The sequence below is a fragment of the Bradyrhizobium sp. 44 genome (assembly GCF_023073095.1).
Lineage (GTDB): Bacteria > Pseudomonadota > Alphaproteobacteria > Rhizobiales > Xanthobacteraceae > Bradyrhizobium.
On the sequence record NZ_JADPIY010000008.1, the window covers coordinates 113,551 to 131,706 of the forward strand.

Consider the following 18,156-nt stretch of genomic DNA (forward strand, 5'->3'; position numbering starts at 1 on the left):
GGGGCGTCGTTTCCAACAGCGGCGCTGCCCCGTCAAGGGAATTTCGCTGACCTCAGGCGTCAGGATCGGGCTGGGCGGGGCGCTTCAAGGCACCGGCGGCCTCGCGCCAGGACGCGACGCCGAGGATTTGCAGGAGCAAGCCATAGACGATGATTCCGGCGGCGATCTGTGAGCCCAGCGCAATGAAGCGGATGAACCCATGGGCCTGTGCAGGCAAGAGACCCGCGGTCAGCCACAGCAGGCCGCCCATGACGAGCGCGGCGAGCACGATTCGCGGCAGCCGCTTGCGGGCGGCGGCATCGACCGAGAAGCCGAATTCACGCGTGCCTTTCCGGAGCAGCGAGATCGCACTGCTCCAGGCGCCGGCGGCAATGCTGGCGGCGATCCCGCTCGCGCCGAAAAAGTGACCGAGTAGGATCGCGAGTACGACCGCGACCACGAACCCTTTCGCGGTCGCCAGCAGCGGCGTCATCGTGTCGCTGCGGGCAAAATAGGCCGGGGACAGCGCCTTGATCAGCACATGCGCCGGCAGTCCCAGCGCCAGCCACACCAGTGCATGCGCCGTGGCCGCGCTGTCCTCCGCGCCAAAGGCGCCGTGTTCAAACAGCAGCCGCACGATCGGCTCGGCCAGCACGATCAGGCCGAGCGTCGCCGGCAATGCCAGCCCGGTCGCGAGTTCCAGCGCACGCGATTCCGCATAGGCAACCGCGTCGCGGTCACCGCTCCTCACCGCGCGCGTCAGCTCCGGCACCAGCACCGTGCCCATGGCGACCCCGACAATACCGAGCGGCAGCTCGATCAGGCGGTTGGCGAAATAGAGCCAGGAGATCGCGGCGGGCGTGGCGGAGGCGATGATCGCGCCGGCAACCATCAGCCATTGCGGGCCGGAGCTCGCGATCATGCCCGGGATCGCCTTGGCGAAGAAGCCGCGCATGTCCTTGTCGAAGCTCACGCGCAGCGGTGTCGCCAGACGCGCACTTCGCTGCGACAGCAGCATCAGGAGTTGCAACAGGCCGGCGATGCCGACGGTGGCCGCCAGCATCCACGCGGCGAAGGTTGCATCGGCGTGCCCCAGCAGGAGTGCCGCGATCGCGGCGATCAGGGCGATGTTGAACAGCAGCGGCGAGAAGGCGGTGAGTGCAAATCGCCCCTGCGCGTTGAGCAGGCCCATCAGCACCGTGACGGGTCCCGCGAAGGCGAGATAAGGCAGCATCAGCCGCGCATTCTGGACGGCGAGATCGAGCGAGGCGCCGCCGATGAAGCCCGGCGCGATAATCATGACGATCAGCGGCATCAAAAGTGCAATCACGATCGAGATTGCGATCAGGCCCGCGCTGACCGTACCCAGCACGCGTCCGGCGAACGCCGCCGCAGCCGCCTCGCCTTCGCCGTCACGAACGCGCAGCCAGGCTGGGATCAACGCTGCATTCAGGGCGCCCTCGCTGAGCAGGCGCCGCACCACATTGACGAGCTGAAATGCCGCCAGAAACGCGTCAGCCACGACGCCGGTGCCGAGCAGCGCCGCGATCAGGGAATCGCGTGCAAAGCCCAGCAGCCGTGAAGCCAGTGTCCCCGTCGAGACGGTCAGGAAGGAGCGGATCATCGGAACTGCATAATACCGTTGCTTGCCCGCGAAGGGCCGGTCGTGATAGGCCGCGAACCAGATTTCAGACCGACAGGAAGCGGATTTCCGCGGGTATCGCAATCCGCCAAACAGGATCAAGGTGAATGGCTGACGTGAAATATGACGTTCTCGGCATCGGCAACGCGCTGTTCGACGTGTTGGTCAAGACCGACGAAGCCTTTCTGGGCAAGCACGGCATGACCAAGGGCAGCATGTCCCTGATCGACGAGGCGCGGGCCGCCGCCATCTACAAGGACATGGGCCCGGCGACGGAAGTTTCCGGCGGTTCGGCTGCCAACACCATCGTCGGCATCGGCAGCCTCGGGGCGCGCGCCGCCTATGTCGGCAAGGTCAAGGACGACCAGATCGGGAAGCTCTACGTCCACGACATCCGCGCGGCCGGCGTCGCCTTCAACACGCCCGCAGCGAAGGACGGCCCTGCGACCGGCTGCTCCTACATCCTGGTGACCGATGACGGCGAGCGCACCATGAACACCTATCTCGGTGCCGCGCAGGATTTGTCGCCCGCCGACATCGACCCGGCCGAGATCGCAGCGGCCGGCATCGTCTATCTCGAGGGCTATCTCTGGGACCCCAAGAACGCCAAGGACGCCTTCGTCAAGGCGGCCAAGATCGCCCATGATGCCAAGCGCAAGGTGGCGCTGACATTGTCGGATTCCTTCTGCGTCGATCGTTATCGCGACGAGTTCCTGGGGCTGATGCGCAACGGCACCGTCGATATCGTGTTCGCCAATGAGTCCGAGCTGCATTCGCTCTACCAGACCTCCGATTTCGACACCGCGCTCAAGCAGTTGCGCAACGACGTCAATCTCGGCGTGGTGACCCGCAGCGAAAAGGGCTGCGTGGTGGTCACGCCAACTGATGCAGTCGCAGCGCCGGCGTCTCCGATCGCGAAACTCGTGGACACCACCGGCGCCGGCGACCTCTTCGCTGCCGGCTTCCTGTATGGCCTGGCGCGCAACCTGTCCCACAAGCAGTGCGGCGAGCTCGGCGCGCTCGCAGCCGCCGAAGTGATCCAGCACATCGGCGCGCGTCCGCAGGTGTCGCTGAAGGAACTCGCAGGGCAGCGCGGACTGACCGTGTAACGCTCGTCTCTCTCTCTCTCCCGTCATTGCGAGGAGCGCAGCGACGAAGCAATCCAGACTGCCTCTGCGGAAAGATTCTGGATTGCTTCGCTGCGCTCGCAATGACGATTGGGTTGGCAACCTACGCAGTCTTCGCGGCCTTCAGCCCAAGCCGTTGCTCCACCTGGTCGCGCATCAGGAATTTCTGGATCTTTCCGGTCACGGTCATCGGAAACTCGTCGACGAATTCCACGTAACGCGGAATCTTGTTGTGGGCGATCTGGCCGTCGCAGAAGGCGCGCACTTCTTCGATCGTCAGCATCTCGCCGGACCTGACGCGGATCCAGGCGCAGAGCTCCTCGCCGTAGCGGGTATCCGCAACGCCAAAGATCTGTACGTCCTGAATCTTGGGGTGGCGGTACAGAAATTCCTCGATCTCGCGGGGATAGAGGTTCTCGCCGCCGCGGATCACCATGTCCTTGATGCGGCCGACGATGTTGCAATAACCCTGGTCGTCGATGACGGCGATGTCGCCGGTATGCATCCAGCCGTTGGCGTCGAGCACATCGGCGGTCTTCTCCGTCTCCTCCCAATAGCCCAGCATCACGCTGTAGCCGCGGGTGCAGAGCTCGCCCCGTTCGCCGCGTTTGACGATTCTGCCGTCGAGATCGACGACCTTGACCTCGACATGCGGATGGATTCGTCCGACCGTCGAGACGCGGCGATCGAGCGGATCGTCGACGGCGCTCTGGAAGCTGACCGGGCTCGTCTCCGTCATGCCATAGGCGATCGTGACCTCGCCCATGTTCATCTCGCTGTTGACGCGCTTCATCACTTCGATCGGGCAGGGTGCACCGGCCATGATGCCGGTGCGCAGCGACTTCAGATTGAAATTTGAGAATTCACCGTGGTCGAGTTCGGCGATGAACATCGTCGGCACACCGTATAGCGCGGTGCATTTTTCCTGCTCGATCGTTCGCAGCGTCGCGAGCGGATCAAACCCCTCGCCGGGATAGACCATCGTCGCGCCGAGCGTGACGGAGGCGAGGTTGCCCATCACCATCCCGAAGCAATGATAGAGCGGCACCGGAATGCAGATGCGGTCCTGTTCGGTGAGGCGCATGGCGCGGCCGACGAAATAGCCGTTGTTGAGAATGTTGTGATGGGTCAGCGTCACGCCCTTGGGCGATCCCGTCGTTCCGCTGGTGAACTGGATGTTGACGGCATCGTCGAATTGCAGGGAGGCACCGAGCGCGGCGAGCTGCTCGCGGTGCAAGGGTCTGCCCATGCCGGCGACCTCGTCGAACGGGATCGTGCCCGGGCAGGCGGGGCCGCCGATCTGGATTACGATGCGCAAGGCCGGCAGCCGCGCGGCGCGCAATTGCCCGGGCTTGGCGGTCGCAAGCTCGGGCAACAGCGTGTTGAGCATGTCCATGTAGTTGCTGGTCTTGAACGCCGTCGCGGTGACGATGGCGCTGCATCCGACCTTGTGCAGCGCGAATTCCAGTTCGCTCAGCCGGTAAGCCGGATTAATCGTCACCAGGATGAGGCCGGCCTTGGCGGCGGCGAATTGGGTCAGCGTCCATTCCGGCCGGTTCAGCGACCAGATGCCGATCCGTTCGCCGCGTTCGAGGCCGAGCGCGACAAAGCCGGCGGCGAGCGCGTCGACCCGCTCGGCAAACTCCTTCCATGTCCATCTCACGCCGTGGCTGGGCGAGACCAGCGCCTCGCGATCGCCCCAGCGCCGCGCGGCCTGATCGAGGCTGCGCCCGATGGTGTCGCCGAGCAGCGGCGTGTCGGAGATGCCGCAAACGTAACTGTCGGCTTTGTCTGTCAAGATCGTGTCCTCCAGTCAGGTGCGTGGACGGCCGGGACAACAAGCCCGGCCGTGACGCCTCGTGAGAGTCAGGCGGCGCCTTACGCCGCCTTCTGCCCGCTGCCGGCATCGAGCCCGGCATAGACGCCGCGCTCGAAGCCGGCAAAAGCCTCGAGACACTTTGCGTCGGCGAATGGCAGCAGCTGCATCAGGATCACGCCGGTGACGTCGCGCGCCGGGTCGATCCAGTAGTAGGTGTTAGCGAGGCCCGCCCAGGCGAGGCTGCCCGCGCTACGGCCCTCGGCGGTCTTGGCGGTGTTGATCATGAAGCTGAGGCCCCACTTCTTCACCTGCTCGGGATAGAGATCGACGTCATTGGTGTACATCGGCGCCGCCGTGGTCATCTTGCCCATGGCGAGATCGCCGATGTGGTTCTGCCCCATCGTCGCGATGGTCTCGGCCTTCAGCACCTGATTGCCGTTGCCGCGGCCCTTGTTCAGGATCATCTGGGTAAACCTGATATAGTCGGCCGCGGTCGAATAAAGGCCGCCGCCACCCATGTGGAATTCCGGCTCCTGCTCGAGCTCGAACGGGATCGCGGCGAGCTTGCCGTCCTCGCCGCGCGCATGCATGCCGACCAGGCGCTTGCGCATGTCGTCGGTGATCTTGAAGGCGGTGTCGCTCATGCCGAGCGGTGCGAACAGATTGTCGCGCAGATAGGCATCGAGGCGCTTGCCGCTGGCGGCTTCCACGGCCTTGCCGACGAAATCGATATTGGTGCCGTATTCCCAGCGCGTGCCGGGGTCGGTCATAATAGGCGTCTTCAATGCCGCGTTCTGGCAGGTGGTGATGGCGGGGATGCCGTTCTTGTCCAGATAGACCGCGAGATCGCCGTTCCACATGTTGTAGCAGAAGCCTGCCGTGTGGGTCATGAGCTGGCGCAGCGTGATCGGCCCCTTGGCCGGCCGCAGCTTGGCTTCGCCCTTGGCGTCAAAGCCTTCGAGCACCTGCGGCTTGGCGAGATCGGGCAACACCTCGCCGATCGGCGCATCCAGCGACAGCTTGCCCTGCTCGACGAGCTGCATCGCGCCCGCTGATGTCACCGCCTTCGTCATCGATGCGATCCAGAACACGCTGTCGACGGTCATCGCATCCGGCTTGGACAGGTCGCGCTTGCCGAATGCGCCCTGATACAGCACGTCGGTACCGCTGGCGGCGATGGCGACGACGCCGGGAATCTCCCCGGCCTCGCTCTTCTGGCGCAGAATCTGGTCGATCTCAGCTTTGCCTTGCATCCGCGTTTCCTCCGGTTTGATTATTGTTGGAAGCGATCGATTGTCCTCCCGCGTGCGCCGCGCGGCAAGCGCATCCGCGTACCTGCCGCGGTCGCGATGTCGTGACTTGACGGTCGGCTCCCCGCGCACGACGACAAGGCGCTGAACTGCAATACCCCGTCACAATCTGCGGTGGATGGCCGCAACCAGCTGTGACCGTGGATGGCTGCTGGCGCTATGTTTCGACTGTTTTGACGCACTTGAAACATTTTGTGAGCTGCGGCGTTCAGCTCTCGGCCGATCGACGGCCAACGTTAAGACTTGATGCAAATTTAGCGGCCGCCCACCGGCCGCGAGGGGGACCTCAGATGATTTCGACCTGGAGCGAATGGAAGCGCTATCCCCGTCCCGGACGGGGCGAGAATCTCGAGGCGCCGATCTCGCCCGGCATCTATGAGGTTCGCATCGCCGGCACCGGCGCGCTCTATTCATTTGGCGCGGTCGACAATCTGGCGCAGGCGCTGGCGCTACTGCCGGTCGGTTCAAAGTCCTGGTTCGGCCGCCGCAACGCGTCCGACGTCCCTGATCTCGAATATCGGACCTGCGCGACCTCCTCGAAGGCCGACGCCAAGGCCGCCGCCGAGCGCATGATCGGGCGGCGCGAGACCTATCTGAGCGGCGCGGCGTAAGTCCGCCGCTCCGAGCCTGGCTCCCAGCAGATGTGCGTTGCGGGACGGTGCATTGCGCGCCGCTTCTCCCTATATTCCGGCCGAACCGGAACAGCCCGCAAAAGCCCGCAGGAGCAACGCCATGACCCCGACCGCCGCCGCACGTGCTCAGCACGCCACGTCCAATCTGCGCGACCGGTTGAAGGACCCGTCGCTTCTGAAGGAGGCTTGCTACATCGATGGCGCCTGGGTCGGCGCGCCGGTCTTCGCCGTCAACAATCCCGCGACCGGCGTCGAGCTCGCAAAGGTTCCGCAGCTTTCGGCCGATGACGCCACCAGGGCGGTCGAGGCCGCCGAGCGCGCCTTTCCGGGCTGGGCCAAGCACACCGCCAAGCAGCGCTCCAATATCTTGCGCAAATGGTTCGAGCTGATCATCGCCAACCGCGAGGACCTCGCGCTGATCCTCACCTCCGAGCAGGGCAAGCCGCTTGCCGAAGCCCTCGGCGAAGTCGACATCGGCGGCGCCTATGTCGAATTTTTCGCCGAGGAGGCCCGCCGCGTCTATGGCGAGACGATTCCGACGCAGCGGCCGGATGCGCGCTTGCTCGCGATCAAGCAGCCGATCGGGGTCTGCGGCGCGATCACGCCGTGGAATTTCCCGAACTCGATGATCACGCGAAAGGTTTCGCCGGCGCTTGCGGCCGGGTGCACCGTGGTGCTGAAGCCCGCCAATGAAACGCCGCTGTCGGCGCTGGCGCTGGCCGCGCTCGCGGAGAAGGCCGGCGTGCCCAAGGGCGTGTTCAACATCATCACCGGCGATGCAGCGCCGATCGGCAAGGTGCTGTGCGAGCATCCGGCCGTGCGTTTCGTCGGCTTCACCGGCTCGACCGCGGTCGGCAAGATTCTCTACCGGCAGGCCTCCGTCGGCGTGAAGCGGCTCGGGCTCGAGCTCGGCGGCAACGCGCCGTTCGTGGTGTTCGACGACGCCGATATCGATGCGGCGGTTGAAGGCGCGATCGTCTCGAAATACCGCAACATGGGCCAGACCTGCGTCTGCGCCAACCGCATCTATGCCCAGGACAAGATCTACGACGAGTTCGTGCAGAAGCTGTCGAAGAAGGTCGCGGCGATGAAGATCGGCGACGGCACGGAAACCGGCGTCACGCAGGGCCCGTTGATCAATTTGAAAGCGGTCGACAAGGTCGAGCGCCACATTGCGGACGCCGTCAAGCGGGGTGCCAAGGTCGTCACCGGCGGCAAGCGCAGCGAACTCGGGCGCTCGTTCTTCGAGCCGACGGTGCTTGCCGACGTCAAGCCGGACTCGCTGGTGGCGCAGGAGGAAACCTTCGGCCCGCTCGCACCGGTGATCCGCTTCAAGGACGAGGCCGACGTCATCGCGATGTGCAACGCTTCGCCGTTCGGTTTGGCGTCGTATTTCTACTCCCGCGATCTCGGCCGCGTCTGGCGTGTCGCCGAGGCGCTTGAGTCGGGCATGGTCGGCGTCAACACCGGCCTGATCACCACCGAAGTCGCACCCTTCGGCGGCGTCAAGGAGAGCGGCCTCGGCCGCGAAGGCTCGCATCACGGCATGGAAGAATATGTCGAGATCAAATACGTGATGATGGCGGGGGTTTAGGTCGCCGTCATTCCTCCACGTCATTGCGAGCGAAGCGAAGCAATCCAGAATCTTTCCACCGAGACAGTCTGGATTGCTGCGTCGCAATAGCTCCTCGCAATGACGAAGCTACGCGCCAATCAACGTCGCAACACCGCGATCGTGCGGTTCGCAAAGGTCAGCCGCTCCGCCATCACAGACACGAAATAGGTCAGCAGCTTGTGGCTGAGTGCGGGATCCTCGGTCTTGATGGCGTCGAATTGGTGCGTGTTCAGCACGTAGAGCACGCTGTCGACCTCGGCCTGGATGGTGGCGCTGCGCGGTGTCTGTGATACCAGCCCCATCTCGCCGATCGTGGTGTAACGGCCGAGGCTGCGCACGCGCGTGCTGCGGTCGTCGTCGGCCGGGATCATGATGCCGACGCGGCCGTCGAGGATGAAATGCATGGAATCGGCGGGGTCGCCGGCTTGCACGATGACCTCGCCGGCTTCGACCTCGATGCGCTGGCAGCGGCGGATCAGCTCGTCGGCGCCGTCCTCACTGCCGAGCATTCGCGTGAACCAGTCGCGCAGGCTGGCTTCTTCCTGCGCCAGCTCCTGATGCTGCGAGATGAGCTCGTTCTCGCACCATTCCAGCGCGCGATCGAGCTCGGGGACGATGGTGACGCCCTCGCCGACGAAGTCGCTGGAGCGCAGCACCTTCTCGGCTGTGGCCGACAGATGCACCAGGATCAGCTCGACGCCGAGTTCGCCGGCGCTGCGCTTGATCTGGGCAAAGCTATAGGCGGCCGATGAATCGACGCCAGTGACGAGCTTGAAGTCGAACAGCAGATAGCGGCATTCGGGGCGTTCCTGCAGCAGCTGCTTGACGTGCTGATAGAGCCGGTTGGCGGAGCCGAAGAACAGATAGCTCTGGAGATTGAGGCCGCGGATCTTGCCGCCATGGGCCAGCAGCACCTCCTGGTCGTCGCGCGAGCGATCGAGCGAGGAGCGGTACTCCGAGCCGTCGAAACTGTATTTGATCGACTCGACCCGCGCGGCGCTGAACGCAAACGTCGCGCAGCCGATGATGACGCCGATCAGGATGCCCGGCACGAAACCCCAGGCCACGATGATCGCGATGATGGCGATCAGCGACAGATATTCCAGCTTCGACAGCCGCTTGCGCGACTCGATGATCCATTTGTGCAGCTGGTCGGCGCCGAGATAGAGCAACAGGCCGCCGAGCACGAATTTGGGGATGAAGCCGAGCAGCTCGGGTGCGACGGCGAGCACCAGCAGCGACAGCGCTGCGGCCGTGAGGCCGGACAGGCGCCCGCGGCCGCCGCTGGAGAAATTGAGCATCGAGCGGCTGGTCGAGCTGCAGCCGGGATAGCCGCCCAGCATGCCGGTCAGGATATTGGCGGCGCCGGTGACGTTCAGCTCACACTCCAGGTTGGCTTCGCGATGCGTGGCCACCTCGATGCCGGTGGTGTTGAACAGCGTGCTGGAGGCCGTGACGAAGATGACCGCGACGACGTTGCCGAGCAGGTCCGGTATGGCAAACCAGGGATAGCGGGCGAGATCGTCGGTGTGCCAGGGCAGCACGAAGACCGCTTGCGGTGGGGACTGAAAGGTCCAGCCTAATGTGTGCGCCTCATCGGAGGAGACGCCGGTGATCCAGAACGCCAGATGCGCGGTGAGCACGCCGCCGACCAGGATGATCGGCAGTCCGAACGGGCTGCGCGAGCGGTGCCAGGTGAGATACAGCACCAGCGCCATCGCGCAGGCGGCACCCAGCTCCAGCAGGATCGTGCGGTTGGCGAAGTGCGACAGTGTCGCCAGTTGCAGCGGGTGGTCGGTGATCACCCGGACCGCACCCATGACGATGAGAAGTCCGGTTGCGCCCAGGAAGCCGCCGACCACCGGATAAGGCACGTAGCGGATGGCGCGGCCAAGCCGCGTCAGGCCCAGCCCACACAGCACCAATCCCGTCAGCATCGTCGACAGGCCGAGCGTGATCAGGATTGGTGACAGCAACGGCGCCGACAGGTGCGCCGTCTCGATGCGTTCGACCACCGAGGCTGCCAGGATACCCGTCACCGCGGCGGTCGAGCTGTCAGGGGCTGCAATCGCGAAGGGCAGGGAGCTGCCGAGCCCGACGACGGCCGCAAGCACCGCAGAGCTGACGAAAGTGGCCGTGATGCCGTAGGACAGATAGGGCGACAACGGCCCCGCGAAGATCAGCAGCGAGTAGGACAGTCCGAATGTGACGGTCAGGACGCTGGCGGCGCTCCCGCCCAATATATCAGTCAGCGCACGCTTGAGGGCCGGAGTGAGCCCGGCCGACGGAGTGAAGCCAATTGCTGGATCTGTCACGCCGTAACACTCGCTCGTGAATATTTCCCTCCGAGAGGTAGACGACTGCGAGGCTAGTGCAACAGGATTCTTGCAAGCCGGATGGAAGAAACCGAAGCGCCCGCCATTCGTCGTCGTCCTGGCGAAAGCCAGGACCCATTACCCCAAGGAGCAGTTTGGCGAAGTCTGCGCATTCGGGATTTGCACCGAACGCACGCGATAAACCTCGCGGTATGGGTCCTGGCTTTCGCCAGGACGACGCAGGGGAGGCATCGAGGCGGCCGGCAATGACGGAGCGAGAGGTGCCGAGTGGGGCTAGATCTTCAAATCCTGCCCCGTCACGCGGCGATATGCTTCCAGATACCGCTTGCTGGTCGCATCCACCACGTTTGCCGGCAAAGGCGGCGGCGGGGCGTCGCCATTCCAGCGGCCGGCGCGGCGCTCGACATCGAGATAGTCGCGCAATGGCTGCTTGTCGAAGCTCGCCTGCGGCTGGCCGGGTTTGTAGGCATCGACGGCCCAGAAGCGCGAACTATCCGGCGTCATGACTTCGTCGATCAGGATGATGCGGCCGTCCTTGTCGCGGCCGAATTCGAACTTGGTATCGGCGATGATGATGCCCTGCTCGCGGGCGAGCTCCTCGCCGAGCGTGTAGATCGCGCGCGTCATGCTCTCGAGCGTGTAAGCCGTCTCGTCGCCGACGACCTCGCGCATCTTCGCGATGGTGATGTTCTCATCATGGCCGGTCTCGGCCTTGGTCGCCGGGCTGAAGATCGAAGGCTCCAGCTTCTCGCTCTCGACCAGACCTGCTTTCAGCTTCTCGCCGGCCAAGGTCCCGCTGGCTGCATATTCCTTCCAGGCCGAGCCCGAGAGATAACCGCGGATCACGCATTCGATCGGAAACACCGTGGTGCGGCGGCACAGCATGGCGCGGCCGAGAATTTCGGCGCGATGTGGCTTCAAGGCCGGCACGGCGGCGATGATCTCGTCGGTGTCGGCGCTGATCATGTGATGCGGCACCACGCCTTCGAGCTCGTTGAACCAGAACGCGCTGATTTGCGTCAGCACCGCGCCCTTCATCGGAATGGTCTCGCCCATCACGACGTCGAAGGCGCTGATGCGGTCGGTGGTGACGAGCAGCAGGCGGTCGTCGTCGACGGCGTAGATATCGCGCACCTTGCCGCGCCCGATCTTGGGCAGGGGGAGGTCGCTGGAGAGCATGGCGGTCATCGGCAGAACTTTCGGAGCAAGGCCTTGCGACGGGACATCCGGCCGCGCCTGATCGCGCGACCGGAAACCGGGATAGCCTATTCCGGCAGCGGAATGAACTCATGTTCCTGCGGAACTGCCGCGAAGCGGCCGGTTTTCCAGTCCTGCTTGGCCTGCTCGATCCGCTCCTTGCTGGAGGAGACGAAATTCCACCAGATGTGGCGCGGGCCCTCCAGCGCGTCGCCGCCCAGAAACATCATCCGCGTGGCTTTGAGCGCCTTCACCGTGATGCGGTCGCCCGGACGGAAGATCAGGAGCCGCGGCCCCTCGTAGCGCTCGTTCGCGATCTCGACCTCGCCGTCGACCACGTAGATGGCGCGCTCCTCGTGATCGGGGTCGAGCGGCACGGTCGCGCCCGCGGCCGCCGTGACCTCAGTGTAGAACCAGGGCGACACCATCGAAACAGGGGAAGTGACGCCGAAGGTCGAGCCCGCGATCACCTTCGCGGTGAAGTCGCGCTCGGAGACCATCGGCAGGTCACCCGCCCCGTAGTGCTGAAACGAAGGGGCGATTTCTTCCGATCCTGCCGGCAGCGCGATCCAGCTTTGCAGGCCCAGCATCTTCTGCCCCGAGGCGCGCTGCACATCCGGCGTGCGCTCGGAATGCGCGATGCCGCGGCCGGCCGTCATCAAATTCATCGCGCCGGGCTGGATCTCCTGGATGTTGCCCTCGCTGTCGCGATGCATGATCGCGCCGTCGAACAGATAGGTGACGGTAGCAAGCCCGATATGCGGGTGCGGCCGCACGTCCATGCCCTTGCCTGAGACGAATTGCACCGGCCCGAAATGGTCGAAGAAGATGAAGGGTCCGACCATCTGCCGCTTGCCGTGCGGCAACGCGCGGCGTACCGCGAAGCCGTCGCCGAGATCGCGCGTGCGCGGCACGATGACGAGATCGAGCGCATCGCAGGACATGGGATCGCCGAGCACGGGATCGTTCGAGGGTTGCCAGCTCATGGTGGACTCCTTTTGGTTTTTTCGAGCTAAATCGTAGCAGAATTTTGTGCGGCCGTCGCGGCTAAGCCTGGACCACATACTCCGCCGTCATCGCCCGCGAAAGCGGGCGATCCAGTACGCCGCGGCCACTCGGTTCGATCACCGCCGTCTCGGAGTCCTGGATCGTCCGGTCAAGCCGGACGATGACAGCTGTGGTGCGGATGGTCCTTGAAAAAATCAATTGGACGGACGATGTTCGGCTCGCCCATACCGATGGCCACAGCATCTGATGACGTCAGCCGCCCTTGAACTCGCATTCCGCGCCGCTTCTGTGGCGTTGCTATTAGTGCTGGCAGCATCGCTTGTCAGCGATTTCCGCAATGTGCTGGCAGCCCGGCTCGGTGCGGCCTTTGCGCTCGGCTCGGCCGCGCATGCTGTGAGCTATTCTGTCGGAACATCATCGCTGGTCCCGGCCTGGCATACGCCGCTGATCGCGGTGTCGACCGGCAATATCGTGGTGTTCTGGCTGTTCACGCGCGCGCTGTTCGACGACGAGTTTCGCCTGCGCCGGTGGCACGGATTGGCCTGGGCGTTGGTGGCAGCCTTCAGCTTCGTCAGCTGTCTCTGGCTCGCACCTGGCGGACATGTCCGGGTCGCCCTGACCGCGGTGAACCTGATTGTGCTCGGCTTCATTGCGCTCGCGATCGTGCAGACAATCGGCTCATGGTCAGCCGATCTGGTCGAGCGCCGCCGCCGTGTTCGCGTCTTCATCGTCTGTGCCGCCGCGCTCTATGGCGGATTGAACGCGCTGCTCCAGATCCTTGTCGGCGGCAGTGACGTCGGCGATGTCGCCAACACCGTCAATACAGGCGTGCTCGCCGGCATCGTCGCGGCCATCGCCTATGCGATGATGCGGGTCGATGGCGCCGACCTGTTTCCAGCCGCCGCGGAGGCTGCGCCCGCGATCGCGGCGAGCCAGCCTGTCGGCGAGGATGCCGCCGACCAAAAGCTGATCGACGCCCTGATGCGGCTGATGGCGGACGAACGGATCTATCGGCAGGAGAACATCAGCATCGGCGTGCTGGCGGGCCGGCTGAAGATTCCCGAATACCGGCTGCGCCGGCTGATTAACCAGGGACTCGGCTACCGCAATTTCAATGTGTTCCTGAACAACCACCGGATCGAGGAGGCCAAGGCCGCGCTGGCCGATCCTGCCCAGGCCGAGGTCCCCGTCATCACCATCGCGATGGATTCCGGCTTCCAGTCGCTCGGCCCGTTCAACCGCGCCTTCAAGGCCGTGACCGGCGTGACGCCGACGGAGTACCGGCGGCTCAAGGTCAATGCCGTCTAAGCTTTAGGGTACTGAAATATTTCGGTTATTTTGGAATCGGCGAGCGTCTCGCGGTTTCGGCTAGGCCGCTTTCCAAATCCGGCGAGCAGGCATCGCGTGAATGCCGCTTCGTCTCCGGCACACGCCTCAAGCCGGAGCAAGCCCGTGACCCGCTGCCGCAAGATCGTCCTTCTCACCACCACCATCGCCCTTGTCGGCTTCGCGCTCGGCGCGGTTCGCGCCCATGACGTGCCCAAGGTCGCCACCGGCTTCATCGCCGACGTGCTCTGCGCGGAGACGTTTGTCTCGGGCCTCGATGTCAGGCGTAATTTGACCGAGACCGCCGATGCGATGCCGGGCGCCGGTCTGCTCACCTGGGCGATGGACTATCAGGTCGATCGCATGCGCAAGGACGTTACGGTGACGCTGTTCGGCATTGGCCGCAGCCACGCCGTCTATCGCGAGGGCCTCGGCTGCACGCTCGAGCACGGCGGAGGGATCACCGACGTCACGTTGCCGCCGGATGACAGGCAGCCGCCGTTGCTGCCCGAGATCGCTGGCTCCGCGGTCGTGTCGCCGCAGAGCCCGGAGTTGTCAGTAGCGCTCGATCGCGCCTTTGCCGAGCCGCCATCGCCGCCATTCCGCCGCACCCGCGCAATCGTCGTCATGAAGTCGGGCCGCATCATCGCCGAGCGCTATGCGGACGGCATCGGACCGGAGACGCCGCTGCTCGGTTTCTCCATGACGAAGTCCGTGATCTCGGCTCTCACCGGGATCCTCGTGCGTCAGGGCAGACTGAAACTCGACGGGCCCGCACCGGTCGCCGCCTGGGCAAATCCGGACGATCCGCGTCACGCGATCACCGTCGATCAATTGCTGCGCCACACCGCGGGCCTGGCGCTCGGCAGCTCGCTTCAGGCCTCGCTCGGCTCCGCGTTCGAGCCGGTCAATCGCATGAAATTCGTAGAGGCCGACATGGCCGCCTATGCCGCGAGCATGCCGCTTGCGACGTCGCCGGCCGCCGTGTGGAATTATCACGATGGCAACACCATCATGCTCGCGCATCTGATCCGGAACGCTGCCGGCGGCAATCCGGCGGATGCGCTTGCCTTCGCGCGCCGCGAATTGTTCGCGCCGCTCGGCATGCGCCATGTCACGCTCCAGCTCGACGGCGCGGGGACGATCAAGGGTTCGAGCGAGATGCTCGCATCCGCGCGCGACTGGGCACGCTTCGGCCAGCTCTATCTCAACGACGGCGTCGCCGGCGGCAGGCGCATCCTGCCCGAGGGCTGGGTGAATCACTCGGCGTCGGCGACGCCCAATGCCTGGGTCGGCATCGGCGCCGGCTTCTGGACCAACCAGGGCGACAGCTTTGGCGCGAAATTCCGCGTCGAGCACGGCTGGCCGCGCGACGCCTTTTTCGCCAAGGGCACGATCGGGCAATACACGATTGTGATTCCGTCGGAGCGTCTGGTGATCGTGCGGTTAGGCCGTTCGCCGAACGCACCACCGCAAGCGGATGGTGTGTTTGATCTGGTGCGGGATGTCGTGGCAGCAACGCGCGACAAAGGGAAAGTCGCGGGGGTGGATTAGGAGCTTTACCTTCCCAGCTCGGTCGCCTTCGCCACGCGATCGAACCGCTCCAGCGTCATGATCGCGTCCGCGAATTTCTCCGCGCGCGCATTCAGCACCGGACGGGCCAACGTCAAGAACTTCTGCTGCATCGCCTGTGCGTCGGGGAAGGAGGTCGGCTCTCCCGAGGGATCGGCATACAGCCGCTCATGCACGCCGTCGTCCGTCGTGATACTCACGCGGGCGCCGAAGGGGTGGGTGCGGCCGACTTCGAGCCGATCGTCCTGCACCACGTCGAACTTGTCGGCGAGCGCGTCGATGGCGGCGTCGCCCAGGCGGCTGTAGTCGTCCCAGCCAAATGAGCCCTGGTCGAGCGCGAGCGCGCCGGTGAAGAACATCGAGAACTGGCCGCCGACGATCGAGGTCGGGTGCCGCTTGGTCGCGGCGTCGCCGGTGAGCGTGATGCCGTTGCGATGCAGGCCGATCTCGACGCGCTTGACCTGATCGGGCGTCAGATTGTGCTCACGCCGCATCGCGATCAGCGCGTCGATCGCGGCATGGGTGTAGCGGCAGCTCGGATACGGTTTGACGCCGATCTTCATGGTCTCGTAGGTCTTGCCGAGCTCGGCGACTGCCTTGTCGGGATGGGCATCGTCGGTGTAGCCGGCGAGCAGGCCGTGCTTGCCCTCGACCGATTCCGTCGCACCGACGAAATCGTTGCGCGCCAGCGTCGCGGCGATCACGCCGTTCATCGCGGCGGCGCCGACCTGGTAGCGCTTGTTCCAGGCGCCATTGACGAGGAATTGCAGCGAGCCCGCGGCCTGGCTGCCGGCGACGCCGAAGGAGGCGACGAGCTGCTGCTCGGAGAGGCCGAACAATTTGCCGGCGGCCGCGGCTGCGCCATAGGTGCCGGCGGTGGCGGTCGGATGAAAGCCGCGGGCGTAATGCGAGGTCGGGTCGAGTGCGTTGCCGAGCCGGCAGCAGACCTCATAGCCCGCAACGATCGCGGTCAGCACGTCGCGGCCCGACGCGGCGACCATCTCGCCGATGGCGAAGGCGGCCGGAACCACCGGCGCGCTCGGATGCAGCGAGGAGTCCGCATGGGTGTCGTCGAAGTCGAGGGAATGGCCGAGCGCGCCGTTGAGCAGCGCCGCGACCGCCGGCGTCCAGGTCTTGCTGTCGCCGAACACGGTGGATTCGCCCTTGGTATCGAGCGCAAGGGCCTCCAGCATCTTCAGGATCGAGGGGGTCGATTCCGCTTCGCTGCGGGCCCGGATGGCGCTGCCGAGGAAGTCCAGCGTCAGCACTTTTGCCCGATCCAGCACTTCCGCCGGAATATCCTGGAATTTCAGGTTGGCGACATAGGCGGCGAGCGTTGCGGTTTCGTGAGCCATCGTGTTTCCTCGTTTTGGCGCGCAAGTTAGGCGGGCTGATTTGGCCTTTCAAGCGGCCTCGGGGCCGCGGGCATCAGCTATGCTTTTGGCTGGCTTTACCAGAATTGGATCGGGATAGGACGATGGCATTCGCAGGAGAGCTGTTCGACCGGGTCTGGTCGCGAAAGACCCAATTGGGGCTGGCGGTCCGGGTCACGGTGGCGGCCACCGGCGCCTACGCGCTCGCCACCGCGCTGCATCTCTTGTTGCCGCTCTGGGCCGTCCTCACCTCCATCATCGTGACCCAGATGAGCGTCGGGCGCTCGCTGAAGGCGACGCGCGACTACATGCTCGGCACCATCGGCGGCGCGATCTATGGCGGCGCCATCGCGATCCTGATCCCCTATTCCGGTGAACTGGGCCTGCTCGGCCTGCTGGTGCTGGCCGTGGCGCCGCTTGCCTTTGTCGCATCGATCTATCCGAATCTGAGCTCTGCAACGGTGACGGCCGTGATCGTGCTCGTGCTTCCCTCGATGCATCATGCCGATCCCATGGCCTCGGCGAACGATCGCGTCAGCGAAGTTACGGTCGGCGCGGTGACGGGGCTGCTCGTCTCGTTCCTGGTGCTGCCATCGCGCGCGGTGCGGCAAATCCGCGCCAGCGCGGCGAAGCTGCTCGAATTGATCGCGGAGGCCTTCACCGAATTGCTCGCGGGCCTGACGCGCGGCCGGGACAACGACGCGCTGCATCGGATTCAGGACGGTATCGGCACCGCAATGGTCGGCATGAATACCATCGGCGCCGAAGCCGAGCGCGAGCGCTCTGCGCGATTGTCGAGCGGGCCGGACACCGGCCCGTTGTTGCGCACGATCTTGCGGCTGCGCCATGACGTCGTGATGATCGGCCGCTCGACCGTGGTGCCGCTGCCGGCCGAGGTGCAGACACGGCTTGCCGCGCCGCTGACGGAAGTCTCGACGGTGATCGCACGCTTCCTGCGTTCGGCCGCCGCGGCGTTGCGCGAAGGCGCCGGCGCGCCGCCGATCCACCCCGTGCATGTCGCGCTCCAGCATTATGCCGAAGCGGTCGCCGCCGTGCGCCAGGACGGCCTGATCCGGGGGCAGCCCAGCGACACCGCGGAGCGCTTCTTCGCGCTCGGCTTTTCGCTGGAGCAGATGCACCAGAATCTCTGCGATCTCGATCGCGTCGTCGGCGAATGGTCCGAGGCCGCGACCGACAAGCCCGCGCGCGTGGCGGAGTGA

At 65.1% G+C, this 18,156-nt stretch carries 13 protein-coding genes; 6 read left to right on the plus strand and 7 right to left on the minus strand.

Annotated elements, in window-relative coordinates; genetic code table 11:
* Positions 1-52: 52 nt before the first annotated feature.
* The gene (gene murJ, locus IVB41_RS02605; RefSeq protein ID WP_247426381.1) at positions 53-1,603 is read right to left on the minus strand and encodes a murein biosynthesis integral membrane protein MurJ; all 1,551 of its coding nucleotides are present in this window, start codon (positions 1,601-1,603) and stop codon (positions 53-55) included.
* Between the two features lie 125 nt (positions 1,604-1,728).
* Here murJ and IVB41_RS02610 point away from each other — a divergent pair, with 125 nt between their 5' ends.
* On the plus strand, positions 1,729-2,730 hold the full coding sequence (locus tag IVB41_RS02610; protein WP_027566117.1) for an adenosine kinase: 1,002 nt from the start codon (positions 1,729-1,731) through the stop codon (positions 2,728-2,730).
* 121 nt (positions 2,731-2,851) lie between these two features.
* On the opposite strand, the gene IVB41_RS02615 is transcribed toward IVB41_RS02610, so the two are convergent.
* Both IVB41_RS02615 and IVB41_RS02620 read right to left on the minus strand, forming a co-directional pair.
* Positions 2,852-4,546, minus strand: a complete 1,695-nt coding sequence (locus IVB41_RS02615; RefSeq protein ID WP_247426384.1) for an AMP-binding protein — start codon at positions 4,544-4,546, stop codon at positions 2,852-2,854.
* A gap of 80 nt (positions 4,547-4,626) precedes the next feature.
* Entirely contained in the window at positions 4,627-5,820 is a 1,194-nt protein-coding gene (locus IVB41_RS02620) for a serine hydrolase (RefSeq protein WP_247426388.1), read from the minus strand.
* 347 nt (positions 5,821-6,167) lie between these two features.
* Between IVB41_RS02620 and IVB41_RS02625 the strand changes: the two genes are divergently transcribed.
* Entirely contained in the window at positions 6,168-6,488 is a 321-nt protein-coding gene (locus IVB41_RS02625) for a hypothetical protein (protein ID WP_027566114.1), read from the plus strand.
* A gap of 121 nt (positions 6,489-6,609) precedes the next feature.
* Positions 6,610-8,103 (plus strand): NAD-dependent succinate-semialdehyde dehydrogenase, encoded by a 1,494-nt coding sequence (locus IVB41_RS02630; protein WP_247357448.1) that lies wholly within the window; start codon positions 6,610-6,612, stop codon positions 8,101-8,103.
* Positions 8,104-8,222: 119 nt separating this feature from the next.
* On the opposite strand, the gene IVB41_RS02635 is transcribed toward IVB41_RS02630, so the two are convergent.
* The 3 genes from IVB41_RS02635 to IVB41_RS02645 form a co-directional block, all read right to left on the minus strand.
* Positions 8,223-10,439, minus strand: a complete 2,217-nt coding sequence (locus IVB41_RS02635) for a SulP family inorganic anion transporter (protein WP_247426390.1) — start codon at positions 10,437-10,439, stop codon at positions 8,223-8,225.
* Positions 10,440-10,733: 294 nt separating this feature from the next.
* A complete protein-coding gene (locus tag IVB41_RS02640) occupies positions 10,734-11,648 on the minus strand; it encodes a phosphoribosylaminoimidazolesuccinocarboxamide synthase (protein WP_247426395.1) in 915 nt (304 codons plus the stop codon).
* Positions 11,649-11,725: 77 nt separating this feature from the next.
* Positions 11,726-12,643: a pirin family protein gene (locus tag IVB41_RS02645; protein WP_247426398.1), complete on the minus strand. Its 918-nt coding sequence runs from the start codon at positions 12,641-12,643 to the stop codon at positions 11,726-11,728.
* A gap of 268 nt (positions 12,644-12,911) precedes the next feature.
* On the opposite strand from IVB41_RS02645, the gene IVB41_RS02650 reads away from it, so the two are divergent.
* Together IVB41_RS02650 and IVB41_RS02655 are read left to right on the plus strand one after the other, a co-directional pair.
* A complete protein-coding gene (locus IVB41_RS02650) occupies positions 12,912-13,973 on the plus strand; it encodes a helix-turn-helix domain-containing protein (RefSeq protein WP_247426401.1) in 1,062 nt (353 codons plus the stop codon).
* Between the two features lie 144 nt (positions 13,974-14,117).
* Positions 14,118-15,545 (plus strand): serine hydrolase, encoded by a 1,428-nt coding sequence (locus IVB41_RS02655; RefSeq protein WP_247426404.1) that lies wholly within the window; start codon positions 14,118-14,120, stop codon positions 15,543-15,545.
* Positions 15,546-15,550: 5 nt separating this feature from the next.
* Here the strand turns inward: IVB41_RS02655 and IVB41_RS02660 are convergent, their stop codons facing one another.
* Positions 15,551-16,918 (minus strand): MmgE/PrpD family protein, encoded by a 1,368-nt coding sequence (locus IVB41_RS02660; protein ID WP_247426407.1) that lies wholly within the window; start codon positions 16,916-16,918, stop codon positions 15,551-15,553.
* A gap of 122 nt (positions 16,919-17,040) precedes the next feature.
* On the opposite strand from IVB41_RS02660, the gene IVB41_RS02665 reads away from it, so the two are divergent.
* Complete coding sequence (locus tag IVB41_RS02665) at positions 17,041-18,156, plus strand: aromatic acid exporter family protein (protein ID WP_247426410.1); 1,116 nt, start codon at positions 17,041-17,043, stop codon at positions 18,154-18,156.

What these genes read in the sequence shown, in the direction of transcription:
- murJ (WP_247426381.1), bottom strand. Translation starts at nt 1,603, where the DNA reads ATGATCCGCTCCTTCCTGACCGTCTCGACGGGGACACTGGCTTCACGG.
- IVB41_RS02610 (WP_027566117.1), top strand. Translation starts at nt 1,729, where the DNA reads ATGGCTGACGTGAAATATGACGTTCTCGGCATCGGCAACGCGCTGTTC.
- IVB41_RS02620 (WP_247426388.1), bottom strand. Translation starts at nt 5,820, where the DNA reads ATGCAAGGCAAAGCTGAGATCGACCAGATTCTGCGCCAGAAGAGCGAG.
- IVB41_RS02625 (WP_027566114.1), top strand. Translation starts at nt 6,168, where the DNA reads ATGATTTCGACCTGGAGCGAATGGAAGCGCTATCCCCGTCCCGGACGG.
- IVB41_RS02630 (WP_247357448.1), top strand. Translation starts at nt 6,610, where the DNA reads ATGACCCCGACCGCCGCCGCACGTGCTCAGCACGCCACGTCCAATCTG.
- IVB41_RS02640 (WP_247426395.1), bottom strand. Translation starts at nt 11,648, where the DNA reads ATGACCGCCATGCTCTCCAGCGACCTCCCCCTGCCCAAGATCGGGCGC.
- IVB41_RS02645 (WP_247426398.1), bottom strand. Translation starts at nt 12,643, where the DNA reads ATGAGCTGGCAACCCTCGAACGATCCCGTGCTCGGCGATCCCATGTCC.
- IVB41_RS02650 (WP_247426401.1), top strand. Translation starts at nt 12,912, where the DNA reads ATGACGTCAGCCGCCCTTGAACTCGCATTCCGCGCCGCTTCTGTGGCG.
- IVB41_RS02660 (WP_247426407.1), bottom strand. Translation starts at nt 16,918, where the DNA reads ATGGCTCACGAAACCGCAACGCTCGCCGCCTATGTCGCCAACCTGAAA.
- IVB41_RS02665 (WP_247426410.1), top strand. Translation starts at nt 17,041, where the DNA reads ATGGCATTCGCAGGAGAGCTGTTCGACCGGGTCTGGTCGCGAAAGACC.